Consider the following 11,717-nt stretch of genomic DNA (forward strand, 5'->3'; position numbering starts at 1 on the left):
TCCTATGGTTCGTCACAGTGACGTTTCAGTGCTGGGGTGGCCGTCCGCTCCCCTGGACCGCTGGACGCGCTGCACGATCCACAATCCGGTCATTCCGAATACGACGACGACCAACGGAACGTCCAGGAGCCAGACCGTCCACGACGGCAGGGCGCCATCTCGTCGCCACGACTGGGCCACGTTGACGATGACGACAACGACAAAATATGCGCCGGCGAGGTGCCGACCTGCGACCCGAGAAAGGAAGCGCTCAACAGTCCCCTTCCCGATCATGACTGCGAGCGGATTATCGGGTCGGGGACCGCTGACAGCTTGACCGGATGCGGATCGCTCCCCTGCAGCACTTCGACCGCGTTGTACTGATCGAGAGTGCGAAAGCACCCTGTGGCAGCTGTGGCGGTCGTCATCGCTGACGGCTCGTCCGCGTCGAAGTCGATTCCCCACATTCGACAGCACGCCGTGAACGTCGGAATCGACGTCGCGGCCAGTCCGAATGCGCCAGCCGTCAATGCTCCGATGTCAGCCAGGCGTGGGTGCCATCGTGGCTCGATATCGAAGCTACGGAATAGTCGGGCGAGAAAATCGGCAGAGTCTTCCGGGGACGTCCCACCGAGGGTGTTGCCAGCCAAAGCCCCCGCCAGGTCAGCGATTCGAGCAGAGAGAACAGAGCGAGTGAGGTCGGCACTGTCCGCCAAACCTCGCCGGTAATAGCCATTTCGGCGCAGAACGGAGGGATCCGCATCCGCAAGCTGTTCCTGAGTGAGCGGCACCGTCAAATCCCAGCGCTTCCCACTGCCAAGGCTCACGGCCGCCACTTCCAATGCGACGTGCCTCGCCGGGTCATCGCCTGTCGCATTGACCTGTACGACAACGAGCTCACGAGTTCTCATCGATCCCCGCCGTCTGCATGTGCACCCAGCGCGAAGTCCATTCGCACGGATCCCTCCTGTTGTTCGCCTGTATCGAACTCCGAGAGCATTGCGCTCAGTCGGGATTCGATGCGACTTTCCCCCACGTTGGTCATGAAACTTTCCTTTCGCCTACAGCATCAATGTCGCCATTCCCGTTGATAGATAACCGATCTCCATTTACATGCCCGGAAAGAACCGCGGCACGCAGGAAGGTCGACACGATCTCGTCCGACCCCCGTCCGCCATGGATCCCAGATCCAGGCATCGATGCCTGCGCGGTTGACGGTTCCGGTGAGTTCATCGTCATCGAATCTCCTCGATCGTTAACGGGCCACTGTGGGCTTGTTCCCCAGCAACCTCTCGAAACGGGACGCTACATCCGGTACAGCACATCTCGAACACGTCACATTCAGGAAAGCGAGTCACGCACACGACAAAAAGGCACGTAGATGTACGTTTCAGCAGCCCAACTTCGACCCGCTGATCGGAAATCCAACGAGTCGATCCCAGCCCCCTCCACCACCGACATCCAGATCTGCTCTCACAAGAAGCACCATCACCGATGTGAAACGCCGAGTTCAGCCAAATCGCGCCTCACGTAACGGACCCGAGTCCCGATACGAACAGCGATCTGATCAACCGTGAGGCCCAGCCGGTGCATACGGGCGACACGTTCCACTCGTGTTTCGGTGACGACGTCCACCAACACTCGTCGGTAACGGATGCCCCCCTGCGGGTCTTCGACTCGAATCTTCATGTACACCCGAATGCCGGCCGGCTCGGCATCCGGATCGTCGATGATGTCAGGGTCCCACCACATCGGCGACAAGTAACCGAGACCGCGGTATCGTTCGCGGGCCAGATCCGACGGGCCGAGTCGATTTTCGAGCTCTCCGTACAACTGTGTGACACAGTCTCGGATGACCGCAGATACCTTCTCGCTGCGAATGATTCGTTGACAACTGGTGTGCACGCCCAGAGCTGCAACGAGATCCTTCGCGCGGTGCCCGTTGGCGAGCAAGGCCTGCAGTCGTCGACGTGTACCCGTCGCATCGACCATCTCGTGTGCCTCGTCCTCGCTGGACATGGCTGTCGGCTCAGAAGAGCCTGACCGGCACCATGTCCGAGCGGACGGCGCTGATCTGCACGAGCTGCCCTGTTTGCGGTGCTTCGATCATGCGGCCTCCACCGAGGTAGATAGCAACATGATTCGCGCCGTCAGCCTGCCAATTCCCGAAGAGCAGGTCTCCAGGCTGTGCGCTGTCCCAGGCGATTTGAGTGCCGACAGTGAACTGGATTTGCGAAGTACGAGGCAATTCCTTTCCCGTTGCCTGGAATACCGCGAAGCGCACCAACCCGGAGCAGTCGTAACCTGCTGTCGCGCCACCTGTTCCATCGCCCATCGTCGGACCGTCGAGGGCTCCGCCGCCCCACTGGTACGGCAGCCCGAGCGCCGTCAAGGCCGCTTCGATAACTTTGCGGGCGGTCTCCACGTCGCGCGGAATGTTCGGATCGAAGACAAGTTCGGGAACGCTCGACAACCCAGGAATCAGCGAAGTCAACGGTGGGACAGCAGAGGGGGCAGAGGACCCCGGGCCGGCCAGTACGACGGGAGCAACCACGGGAGCAACTGGTGCCGGCACAGTGATGGTCGGTTCGAGGCTCTCCACCGGTGCATCAGGCACTGCTGGCTCCGGCGATGTGTCCTGCGGAGGAAGCAATTGTTCTGCGTACGCGGGAATGTCCGCAGGAAGCTGCTCAAGGTAGGGAGCTAGCTGAGCATCCCACTCAGGGGCCGACTGCTCCACTGCTGCAACCACATTCGCAGCAACATCCGCAACGGGCGGGGGCAGAGGGGAACCCTGAACGGCTGCACCCGCAGCAGCAACACCTGCGACAAGAATCGAAATCGGATCGAACGCCATGACAAACTCCTTGGTCCTTGTGCGTTGGTAGGACTCCCAACGCAAACGTCGTGGTGACAATCCGGACGCTAACCGCGGCACATGACACTACGAACATCACGCACATTCCGATCCACGCTCCTTCAGCCTCGAAATCGGGCTGCTCACGATGTAATGACCCGCAGTCACACTGGCGATATGCCCACACCGACGCGACTTTTCAGCAGCACCTCGGCACCACCACGAGGACCCCGCACAGTGCCCCGTCAAAACTTTTTTCGCAATTGATGTCACAGCAACCCCCACCTCGGACCTCCTCTCTTATAGGAGGGGACGCACAATCACCTGTCCTCAAACTGGGAAAGGGACTGACCACATGGACGGCATCGAATTTCAGCGTTTTCACCCGCGCGAAAGCAAGAAAATGACGTCACTGCACCGAAGATGGACCTCAGGTGCACCAGCCCCCGCCGGACTGAACGCAGTGGATTCGATCGGAATCATCGCCACGTCGAACCATCGCCCTATCGGATACGTGCTGGCATCACCACCACACGGACTGGCACGCGCCGCCCGCAGAGCTGGATGGTCAGAAACCGGATGCGTGTGGATATCGAGGACCGTCTGGATACTCGAAGACCTGGTGGTCAAACCGGGAACTACCGGATCGACCAACATCGGAGCACGACTCGTCCGAACGCTGGTTGACGACCTTTCCGCCGCCACCGCGATGCAAGGGCACCTGTACGGATCAACCCCTGACCGCCCGGAACTGATCCAGTTCTGGCGAGAAGCAGGATTCGACGTCGGCAGCCCGAACACACCAACGCTGTGGAACCACCCCGAATGCACAACATTGCACGACAAGGCGTACTTCCCAGGAAAGCGACCGTTCGCACAACCCTTGGGCCGCGAATTCTCTCTACACCAAGCCTTCAAAAAGGGCGTCGCCGTCCACTGACTGCATTCCTCTCACCTCGATGAACAACCCTCAGAAACAACCGAAAGGCACCGCGTCTCATGACTGACAACGAAGTTGATCTCGACAGCCTTGAGCAACGTCGCGGGGGCCGGCACATGGTGGGTCTGGAGCAGCCACAGTCGTTGGAGAAGCGCTCGATCAGTTACTTGTCCGTGCGCAGACCTATCACCGGGAGCATTCACCTACAACGGATCTGGTCGGAGCGTGACGTGAGCGTAGATAATGCAGCAACCGCAGTGCGGTCCATGATCGCCGTCATCGACGTGGATCCAGAGAGCGAAGAATTCTTGTGCGCGCTCGACCGGTTGTGGGAGCAGATGTTGAGCGAGCGAGCGGCGGAGATCGTCGGGCTCAGGCGCGAGCAGACGTGGAGTGCTGACGAGCCTGGGTGGGAAGGAAACTCGTCGCTCGACTACTACCCCCGGCGCGATGTGTGGCGCACGACGGTACATACCGGTCGAGTAGCAGGCGGTGAGGAGGTGAAGATTCCGCTCGCTCTTCTCGCGCCGGTTCTGATCGGGCTCATCCCGGTTTTTGCGGGTGTGACTGCGCCGGCGAACCCATTCGTCGCAATACTGGTCTGCATTGGTCTCGTAGCGGGGATGGAGGCGGTGGGGTTGTGGTGGTGGACCCGCCACGATCCACTCCGGCTGAGTGCGGAGGACAAATCCGAGATCGGTGTCGCCGTCGCTGCTGTGCAGTCGTTGATCTCGGCGGGCGGAGCGCATGTCGAGCTTCGGTTGGCGTTGGCGGCATCGGCACTCGTCGACGAGATCCGCACCGTACCGGTCTGGGAAAGTGAGGATCTCGACGTCAGCCGCATCCGCCTGAATCTCGACGAACAACTGGCCGGAATTCTTGCGCACGCCGGTGAACTAGCAGCAGTGCGAGCAACTTTGGGAACCCCGACGGCGGGTGGCGGCCCGCAAGCTCGGGCAGCGAGGGAAGCTCACCTGGTGAGCAGCCGGTGGCTCGAGCGCGTCGAGCGATCGCTGCTCACACGTGTAGCTGCGCTGTGGAGCTATCGTCGCCATCTGCTCGCGCTGCAGGAATCGATCACTGCCGGCGAATCTCTCGACAAGATTCACGATGGAGACCGGGCCATCGAGAACCTTCTGGCCAACGCGGCCGGCGATGATGTGGCGGCCTCGACGATAGATCAGTTGGCGATCGACCTCACAGACCTTCGGCGCGCACGAGAGTCCGCGTTGGCAGAACTACGCGGAGAGCTCTCCGAATTCGAGGAGCGGGACTGATGGGAGAAGTCACGACAGGATCAGCCCGGACCACGGTCGCTGCTACCGCGCTCGAAATGGGGCACCGCGTCCAATTCGCGGAGTCCCGGCGATGGTGGAGAGTGCGAGCCACATCCGGCGATGGCAGGTTCGCGATCCTTACCAGCCCGTTCAACCTCCGCAGGGTCCCGTATTACACGATCCTCGACACCGAGCGAGGCGTGCGCGGCCCGGACGACAGAATCTTCTGCAGCGGTTACGAAGACGACAGCGACATCGCAGATCGGATGCGCGAGCTGATCGCCGGAGACATCCAAGTGAGCCGCCGACCGTCGAAATGCGTAGAGACCCGCATCGTCGCGATCCTCCCGCCCACCGATCGGCATACCCCGGGCGCCGATTCCGCCGGCTGACACGTACGAACCGGTCCTCGAAACGCGACATGACACGACAGGAGTTTCCCGCTCATGACTCAGACATACCGTCCCGCAGAAGTTTTCCCCGACTCGACCGAACGGGGCCTCCGAGCAATGCTCGCGGCCCTCGACGATGCACTGGCCGCGATAGCTGACGCACGCGAAGAACTACGAGGGGTCTACACCGCACCGAGAACGTACCCCGAAGAGCTGGAACTGTTCCTCGCTGCCGAAGCCGACAACCAGGACATCACCACCCACCTCGCCGACGCAGCCCGCGATATCCGTGCCGCGCTCGCGATCCTTCACACCACCCCAAACGCGGCCGTGTCGAACTCATCGGCGTCACTCCGTCCACATACCCACAAGGTGACAGCTGCCGCGGACGTGCGGCGCACGAACGAGCGGGCACTGCAAAACCCCCATAAGCAGCGGAAAGGTGAACTCGCAGGCGGACTCCGCACCGCGGCTAAGCGCCCATACACCGACGAGTGAGTCTGATTGCCTGGTTACGGAGCTCGATCGATTCGCGCGCGGTATGTGCGTGGGCCGCGATAGTCGCCATCCGGTCCTGGTTGGCGAGTGTGAGTCCGGGCGGTGTGAATCTGCGCATTGGATGCATCTGTGGCTCAGTTTCTAAAGCATCACGAACCATCGGCGCAACTTTGGAAGGGAAATCATGAACGCAACTGCAGTACTCGATGCAATCGCCCGCAAGCACTCCGGTTGTGCGCTGGTTCGCGAAATCACTGTGACCGACCGCGATGCATTAGACCCAGTCCGGCATGCATGGAGTGCTTGGAAGCCGGGCGATCCCATGCCCGAATACGACGGGACGCCGGTCTATCGCAGGATCGACGGACTTATGTTCGACGGCGGGGCAACAAGAACCGCGATCGAAGTGAAGATCAGCCGCGCCGACTTCCTCCGCGAGAGCGAGGAAAAGCGACGGCCGTGGCGGAAGATCACCCACCGTTTCGTCTACGCCACACCAGTCGGGTTGTTAAAGCCGGAGGAGATCCCGGACGGGTGCGGACTGTGGGAAATCGACGGCAATGCAGTGCGGATCATCAAGCGCGCCCGCTCGAATCCCGAACCGGAGCCCATTCCGCACCAGGTCCTCGTCGCATTCGCATACCGACTGAACCGCAAGCCTTCTGAGAGGAAACAGCGATGAGCACCAAGATGTGGAACTGGGGCGACGTCGACAACGGGCACGACCCGATTGTCGAGTGCATCGGTGAAATCCACCAGCCTGCCATCACCATCGACAACCGCTCCGGTGACGACCTCACCATCCCCTTCGACCAACTCGACCCACTGATCGAGCACCTCAAGTCATGCAAGCAATTTCTGTACGAACGGGGCTTCGATGAACCAGCGCAGAAAGGAGAGTTGAAGTGAGTGAGATCCAATCACAGGCCATACCCGCGAGCGATGAACTAGCCGAGGTGGAGCTGATCGACGCAATCAGGGCGACGCTCGAAGGTTGACCCTTCCGCAAACAAGCAGCCGCAGCAGCAGTGGAGGTGATGAAGTCTCAGGGCTGGTCGAAACCTCGCACGGTGCACAACGCGGCCGAACTCGACGCGCTGCCAGAGTTGAGCGTCGTGCTCGTAGGCGGGCAGCTCGCGGCACAGAAAGATATCGACTGGTACGCAATCGCAGGCGGAGATCCGATCTATTTCAAACCCGATGCATGGGAAACCGGAATTGTCGTCCTCTTCACCCCGAGCGGTGAGTGATGGAAACCTGGACCGAATGGGGCGTTGAAAGAAACACCCTCGATGGCATCCGCACGGTAGCGCCGATGCAAAGCCAAAATGAGGCGGAACATGTCGCCTCAATGTGGGACACATCCACTGGGATTGGACCGCTCAAACCCATTGCCGTATCCCGCACGGTGACAGCAAGCACGTGGACACCACTCACTCCGGCGGTGGCGGAATGAGCGACACTCGAAACCCAACTCCGCAACGCACTGCACACCGGCACATTCACCGGCCCCCTTCTTGAAGTTCTTAGCGACAACGCTGCGAGTACCCAAGCCCTACAAGATAACCCTTTTCACCCCTGAAAAAGCAGCCACTCATACCTGAACCACACACCGGGACAACGAATTCAAATTCCTCCCGATATCGAACGGAGACACCACAGATGACCACCACCGGCGACACCGCCCACCAGCACGGCTACGAATTCCCCACCCCCGCAGCGGAACCGGCAACAGGTTTCGACGCCGATAACCTCACAACCGCAGACGAACTCGCGATCGACATCGGAAGAGTCGCGATCGAAGCCGGTCAAGGTGTCCCCTACGGCTCAGAGCCCGACGAGTTCTTCCTGACAGCAGGGAAAGCTGTCTTCTACTGGCTACAACTCAACGGTCACCGACGCATCACCACTGAAGAGGCGAACGAGATACGACAGGTGTCGAATTGCGCGCTGCAGTACGGCAACATCGCCAGCCGAGAAGCCGCCCGCCGTCTCCACGCACAGTTCCTGGCCACCGAACCCACCGAGGCGCGTCTCGATACCAGTACTGCAGCAGCCGAGAATGTCGGCGCTTCGGATGGTTCCATCCCATCCACCCTCACAGCCGAGGAGACGAAGACTGAGGCAGTAACACTGTGCCCGAACTGCTTCGGGCGAAATGGATCACACAACAGAATTCACGAGCGCTACCCCGCCGGCGGCGGCGGGACCAACAAACCATGCCCGAACTCCCCGTCTGTTACGACGGAGACGACGCCGACACACTGCCGGTGCGTCACGCCGGACTGGTACCACGATGGTCTGGATTCAGAGTTCGACGGACGCCTGTGCCGCCAGTGCCGCCTGCGGCAGGACATCCCGTACCGAGACCTTATCGACTCGCCGAAAGCCCCGGCCACGATCGGTGCCTCCGTGATCGGTGTCGCTGCAGCTGCACTACGAAGCGCCATGAACGTACTGGACCCCCACGAAGGTGGCGATTGGGAGGACGCGTGGCACACAATCGCCGATCTCGAAGACTGCGCAAGCCGCGCCGAAACCATTGCTCAGCAGGAAAACCCGACATGACGATGACACCCTTCGAAACGCCGAAGTCTAGTGCCTGCATTCTGGACGCTTCGTAGTATTCCACCTGTCATCCAAGAATGAATGATGCTGGCCGACAGAGCAATTAGAGATCACGGATCGGCCGCGCCGCATCCTCCCCTTCGCATCGAAAGTAAGCACATATGAGCACTATCGCCTCCACCCGGTCGCTGCTGGCGGACCGGATCAACTTGTGGGCGACGATCGGCGCAGAAAAGCGGTGGATGCGCACATCCCCCTCGTTCCCGCTCCTCCCGGCGTCCCTCGGACGAGCGCAATTCACAGACCGCTCCGACCTCACACGCGACATCCCAGCGGACGAAGCGACAGACAGTCCTGGCGTCGTCCGCACCAAACACATCGAGGGTGCGCCCCGTCCTCGTCGCGACGCAGATACCACCCTCGAGAACTAGACGCCGCGCTTACTCGGCCCAGACCTATTCTTATCGAACTTGTGTTCGAGTATCCTGGGTGTGCGAGAAATACGCGCGAATCCAGGAAAGCGGGGCGACGGTGAGCCAACAGCCCCACTCATCAGCAACAACGGTGCTGACCAAGGCGGAAAAGCTCGAACAGCTACGCCGCAAGATGGCCTCGATCCCGGCCCGCTCGGACGGCACCGAACCAGCGACACCCTCGGTGATGCTCCGCCCAGTCGACGAGCGCGAGCCGACTCCGATCGTGGCCACGGCGCAATCAACCCTCCGAATGCTCCCGGTGCCGCCGCCGATCGGCGAACTACTTCCACGCGGAGGACTCGCACGAGGCACCGTCGTCAGCGTCTCCGGAACGAACTCCGTCCTCATCGGCCTGCTCGCGTCCGTCACCGCAAACGGCGGCCATGCAGCAGTGATCGGCATGCCCACTCTGGGACTACTCGCAGCCACGGAACAAGGTGCAGATTTGTCACGGATTGCACTGATCCCGGAGCCTCGGGACAGTGCGGTCGAGGTGGCAGCCATCCTGCTTGACGGCATTGACCTGGTGATACTCGGACTTTCCGGCGCGGCCGTCACACCGTCGAGGGCGCGAGCAGTCGTCGCCAGAGCGAGGTCCAAAGGCAATGTTCTCGTGGTCACTCACGGGCAATGGGACGGCCCGGATCTGCGCATCGAGTCGAGAGTCGCCGGGTACAGCGGCCTGACTGCGGGGCGCGGGCGGGTGACTTCCGTGCAGCTCGACGTCGCGGCCGTAGGCAAGGGGTTCCAACGGCGCACAGGACGGATGGAGATCCGCGAAGAGGCAGGGGTGTCAGTGTGGCGAGCAATCGCACCGGCCGTCGACGCAGCACACAAGCCTGCCCCCCTGAAGAAGGCACTGTGATCAACACCGATCATTGGAACGAACGTTGGCCGGACCACCCTGTGATCAGGACATTCGACGAGCCGAGGGCAGTGAGAATCGACATCGGTCGGGCGCTGCCACTCGGACGCGGAGGAGCATCACGCGCCGATCATGTGAGTATGCGGGTGAAAACGTCCGCGCTGTACATGTCCGGATACCTGGACGGGGTTTTGAAATTCTGGGCGAAAATGCATGACGGACAGTGGCTCGGCGGAGTAACAGTGCACGTCACCGACGCCGGCGGAACCAACAGCGTCGAGATCGACATGCTCGTCACTGCCGACGCCATCACCGAAGTGCCATCGGTGAGCTGACCGGAAGGTTTAAGCGTCCAATCCTGCAGAAGCTGAGAATCTTTGCGCCAGGCAGGGCCGGCAGATCGGCGGTAGCGTTCACCGTGTGACGGCGATCTACACGACCTTGGCTTTGGTTATCGGTGTTGCTGTGCTGGCGCCCCGCCCTGTGGGTGGCAGAAAGAACCTGACCGCGGTGTTCGGCGGGACCGAGCATGAAGCAGTGCGATCCGGAACGCGTTGGGCGGTAGACATATTGGCTGCGGAGGGGATTTCTCCCTCGAAACAACCCCTTGTCGCCATACGCGAGTTACGTCGAGCGAATCGAGGATTGTCGCTCGCCGGGGCCAAGGTTCTTCACGACCAGATGAAGCTCACGCACTAGCTCAGACGGCACCGACGCGACAGCCACCTAAACGAGGTAGCTGTCGGGCACACGAAAAAGGGCCGGCGAACACAATGTTCACCGGCCCTGCACGTACAAACTCGACCTAGGTCACCACTGCTGGATGATCGAGATGTTCTTCGACCAGATCGCCGGATCGTTGATCGTGAAGCTGATCATCCCGCCGCGAGCTGCCGCTTCGTCGACCAACTGGTCGATAGTCGCGGACGTGACGTATTCCTCGTTCTCAAAGACAGACCCCTCTTCGAGGGACACGCTCCAGAACTCGTTGGGGATCAGATCGAGCAGTTCGCCGGCATTGGTAGCGGAGATGAAACGAGTTTCGTTCTCGTCGAAGCGGACCGCGACATAGCCCTCGCCGGAATACGGTTCGAGGGCGGAAGCTGCACCGGCTCCGAGAACTGCGACAGCACCAGCAGCGACCGGAATCATCAACGCGGCGACGGCCATACGTGAACGGGACATGAAAACCTCCAAATGGGAGGAGGCTGCATCGGGCGCAGCCTCATACGGATCGGGCAGGTGAAAAGGTCACCGCCCGTGCGAGAAGAACCGCGATGAAGCTAGATCACCACTGCTGAAAACCGGTGAGCACAACGCCATTCCAGATCGCCGGATCGCTGACCGTCAAGGCGACGCGGCCACCGTGTGACGCCGACTCGTCGACCAACTGATCGACGGTCGCGTAAACAACGTTGCCGGGCGAGTGGTAGATCGACTCGGGATCGAGATTGACGTGCAGGGTGCGGTCCGGGAGACCTCGGAGGAGTTCGCCGGCATTGGTATCGGCAATGAACCGAGTCTCGTTCTGATCGAACGTGACACCGACATAACCGTTTCCGGAATAGGGCGTGACGGCCGAGGCGGCGCCTGCACCGACAAGAGCAACGGCGCCAGCGGCGACCGGAAGCAACAAGGCAGCTACAGCCATACGTGAACGGGACATGAAAAACCTCCTGCGACGCGCAGGCTGCATCGGGCGCAGCCCCACTTGGATGTGACTGACAGTATCGCATATTTAGGTAACCAAGGATTTGCGTACAGCAGTGCTTTCGGTCACGTTAGAAGAGAAGCAGAACTACCCGAAACGCCTAACTAGCGACAAATGGACCAGTCCGACATGCACTTTCGTTGGGTATACTGCC

Annotated in this window: 19 protein-coding genes; 12 read left to right on the forward strand and 7 right to left on the reverse strand. The window is 60.9% G+C overall.

The window, feature by feature from the left end:
• Positions 1 to 12 precede the first annotated feature (12 nt).
• From QRN54_RS25730 to QRN54_RS25750, 5 genes are all read right to left on the reverse strand, one after another.
• Positions 13 to 273, reverse strand: coding sequence for a hypothetical protein (locus QRN54_RS25730; RefSeq protein WP_047269946.1), 261 nt, complete (start codon positions 271 to 273; stop codon positions 13 to 15).
• On the reverse strand, positions 270 to 890 hold the full coding sequence (locus QRN54_RS25735) for a hypothetical protein (protein ID WP_052959890.1): 621 nt from the start codon (positions 888 to 890) through the stop codon (positions 270 to 272). Before QRN54_RS25735 ends, QRN54_RS25730 begins: the two co-directional genes overlap by 4 nt.
• Positions 887 to 1,024 carry a hypothetical protein gene (locus QRN54_RS25740; protein ID WP_155419186.1) on the reverse strand — a complete coding sequence of 46 codons (138 nt, stop codon included), beginning with the start codon at positions 1,022 to 1,024 and terminating at the stop codon, positions 887 to 889. The genes QRN54_RS25735 and QRN54_RS25740 overlap by 4 nt, the downstream gene beginning before the upstream one ends.
• Positions 1,025 to 1,467: 443 nt before the next feature.
• Positions 1,468 to 1,998, reverse strand: a complete 531-nt coding sequence (locus tag QRN54_RS25745) for a hypothetical protein (protein WP_047269947.1) — start codon at positions 1,996 to 1,998, stop codon at positions 1,468 to 1,470.
• A gap of 10 nt (positions 1,999 to 2,008) precedes the next feature.
• The gene (locus QRN54_RS25750; RefSeq protein ID WP_047269948.1) at positions 2,009 to 2,836 is read right to left on the reverse strand and encodes a C40 family peptidase; all 828 of its coding nucleotides are present in this window, start codon (positions 2,834 to 2,836) and stop codon (positions 2,009 to 2,011) included.
• Positions 2,837 to 3,191: 355 nt separating this feature from the next.
• On the opposite strand from QRN54_RS25750, the gene QRN54_RS25755 reads away from it, so the two are divergent.
• The 12 genes from QRN54_RS25755 (at position 3,192) to QRN54_RS25810 (ending at position 10,551) form a co-directional block, all read left to right on the forward strand.
• Positions 3,192 to 3,776, forward strand: coding sequence for a hypothetical protein (locus QRN54_RS25755; RefSeq protein WP_047269949.1), 585 nt, complete (start codon positions 3,192 to 3,194; stop codon positions 3,774 to 3,776).
• A gap of 230 nt (positions 3,777 to 4,006) precedes the next feature.
• A complete protein-coding gene (locus QRN54_RS25760) occupies positions 4,007 to 5,053 on the forward strand; it encodes a hypothetical protein (protein WP_047269974.1) in 1,047 nt (348 codons plus the stop codon).
• Positions 5,053 to 5,445, forward strand: a complete 393-nt coding sequence (locus QRN54_RS25765) for a hypothetical protein (protein ID WP_047269950.1) — start codon at positions 5,053 to 5,055, stop codon at positions 5,443 to 5,445. The genes QRN54_RS25760 and QRN54_RS25765 overlap by 1 nt, the downstream gene beginning before the upstream one ends.
• 54 nt (positions 5,446 to 5,499) lie before the next feature.
• A complete protein-coding gene (locus QRN54_RS25770; RefSeq protein ID WP_230691649.1) occupies positions 5,500 to 5,943 on the forward strand; it encodes a hypothetical protein in 444 nt (147 codons plus the stop codon).
• A gap of 184 nt (positions 5,944 to 6,127) precedes the next feature.
• Complete coding sequence (locus QRN54_RS25775; protein WP_047269951.1) at positions 6,128 to 6,625, forward strand: hypothetical protein; 498 nt, start codon at positions 6,128 to 6,130, stop codon at positions 6,623 to 6,625.
• Positions 6,622 to 6,852, forward strand: a complete 231-nt coding sequence (locus tag QRN54_RS25780) for a hypothetical protein (RefSeq protein ID WP_047269952.1) — start codon at positions 6,622 to 6,624, stop codon at positions 6,850 to 6,852. The genes QRN54_RS25775 and QRN54_RS25780 overlap by 4 nt, the downstream gene beginning before the upstream one ends.
• Before the next feature lie 128 nt (positions 6,853 to 6,980).
• The gene (locus tag QRN54_RS25785; protein WP_285183388.1) at positions 6,981 to 7,193 is read left to right on the forward strand and encodes a hypothetical protein; all 213 of its coding nucleotides are present in this window, start codon (positions 6,981 to 6,983) and stop codon (positions 7,191 to 7,193) included.
• A gap of 412 nt (positions 7,194 to 7,605) precedes the next feature.
• A complete protein-coding gene (locus QRN54_RS25790) occupies positions 7,606 to 8,511 on the forward strand; it encodes a hypothetical protein (RefSeq protein ID WP_047269954.1) in 906 nt (301 codons plus the stop codon).
• 161 nt (positions 8,512 to 8,672) lie between these two features.
• Positions 8,673 to 8,942, forward strand: a complete 270-nt coding sequence (locus QRN54_RS25795; protein WP_047269955.1) for a hypothetical protein — start codon at positions 8,673 to 8,675, stop codon at positions 8,940 to 8,942.
• A gap of 100 nt (positions 8,943 to 9,042) precedes the next feature.
• The gene (gene imuA' / locus QRN54_RS25800) at positions 9,043 to 9,852 is read left to right on the forward strand and encodes a DnaE2-dependent mutagenesis accessory factor ImuA' (protein ID WP_047269976.1); all 810 of its coding nucleotides are present in this window, start codon (positions 9,043 to 9,045) and stop codon (positions 9,850 to 9,852) included.
• Between the two features lie 71 nt (positions 9,853 to 9,923).
• Complete coding sequence (locus QRN54_RS25805) at positions 9,924 to 10,187, forward strand: hypothetical protein (RefSeq protein WP_285183389.1); 264 nt, start codon at positions 9,924 to 9,926, stop codon at positions 10,185 to 10,187.
• Positions 10,188 to 10,272: 85 nt separating this feature from the next.
• Positions 10,273 to 10,551 carry a hypothetical protein gene (locus tag QRN54_RS25810; RefSeq protein ID WP_047269957.1) on the forward strand — a complete coding sequence of 93 codons (279 nt, stop codon included), beginning with the start codon at positions 10,273 to 10,275 and terminating at the stop codon, positions 10,549 to 10,551.
• Between the two features lie 111 nt (positions 10,552 to 10,662).
• Here the strand turns inward: QRN54_RS25810 and QRN54_RS25815 are convergent, their stop codons facing one another.
• Positions 10,663 to 11,037: a hypothetical protein gene (locus QRN54_RS25815; protein ID WP_155419187.1), complete on the reverse strand. Its 375-nt coding sequence runs from the start codon at positions 11,035 to 11,037 to the stop codon at positions 10,663 to 10,665.
• A 103-nt stretch (positions 11,038 to 11,140) separates the two neighbouring features.
• On the reverse strand, positions 11,141 to 11,518 hold the full coding sequence (locus tag QRN54_RS25820; protein WP_047269959.1) for a hypothetical protein: 378 nt from the start codon (positions 11,516 to 11,518) through the stop codon (positions 11,141 to 11,143).
• Between the last annotated feature and the right edge of the window lie 199 nt (positions 11,519 to 11,717).

Origin of the sequence: Rhodococcus sp. MEB032 (assembly GCF_030208925.1) — a bacterium.
GTDB lineage: Bacteria > Actinomycetota > Actinomycetes > Mycobacteriales > Mycobacteriaceae > Rhodococcus_F > Rhodococcus_F qingshengii.

Excerpts from the sequence above, each read along its gene's own strand:
- QRN54_RS25730 (WP_047269946.1), bottom strand. The coding sequence starts at position 273 with ATGATCGGGAAGGGGACTGTTGAGCGCTTCCTTTCTCGGGTCGCAGGT.
- QRN54_RS25735 (WP_052959890.1), bottom strand. The coding sequence starts at position 890 with ATGAGAACTCGTGAGCTCGTTGTCGTACAGGTCAATGCGACAGGCGAT.
- QRN54_RS25740 (WP_155419186.1), bottom strand. The coding sequence starts at position 1,024 with ATGACCAACGTGGGGGAAAGTCGCATCGAATCCCGACTGAGCGCAATG.
- QRN54_RS25745 (WP_047269947.1), bottom strand. The coding sequence starts at position 1,998 with ATGTCCAGCGAGGACGAGGCACACGAGATGGTCGATGCGACGGGTACA.
- QRN54_RS25750 (WP_047269948.1), bottom strand. The coding sequence starts at position 2,836 with ATGGCGTTCGATCCGATTTCGATTCTTGTCGCAGGTGTTGCTGCTGCG.
- QRN54_RS25755 (WP_047269949.1), top strand. The coding sequence starts at position 3,192 with ATGGACGGCATCGAATTTCAGCGTTTTCACCCGCGCGAAAGCAAGAAA.
- QRN54_RS25765 (WP_047269950.1), top strand. The coding sequence starts at position 5,053 with ATGGGAGAAGTCACGACAGGATCAGCCCGGACCACGGTCGCTGCTACC.
- QRN54_RS25770 (WP_230691649.1), top strand. The coding sequence starts at position 5,500 with ATGACTCAGACATACCGTCCCGCAGAAGTTTTCCCCGACTCGACCGAA.
- QRN54_RS25775 (WP_047269951.1), top strand. The coding sequence starts at position 6,128 with ATGAACGCAACTGCAGTACTCGATGCAATCGCCCGCAAGCACTCCGGT.
- QRN54_RS25780 (WP_047269952.1), top strand. The coding sequence starts at position 6,622 with ATGAGCACCAAGATGTGGAACTGGGGCGACGTCGACAACGGGCACGAC.
- QRN54_RS25785 (WP_285183388.1), top strand. The coding sequence starts at position 6,981 with ATGAAGTCTCAGGGCTGGTCGAAACCTCGCACGGTGCACAACGCGGCC.
- QRN54_RS25790 (WP_047269954.1), top strand. The coding sequence starts at position 7,606 with ATGACCACCACCGGCGACACCGCCCACCAGCACGGCTACGAATTCCCC.
- QRN54_RS25795 (WP_047269955.1), top strand. The coding sequence starts at position 8,673 with ATGAGCACTATCGCCTCCACCCGGTCGCTGCTGGCGGACCGGATCAAC.
- QRN54_RS25815 (WP_155419187.1), bottom strand. The coding sequence starts at position 11,037 with ATGTCCCGTTCACGTATGGCCGTCGCCGCGTTGATGATTCCGGTCGCT.
- QRN54_RS25820 (WP_047269959.1), bottom strand. The coding sequence starts at position 11,518 with ATGTCCCGTTCACGTATGGCTGTAGCTGCCTTGTTGCTTCCGGTCGCC.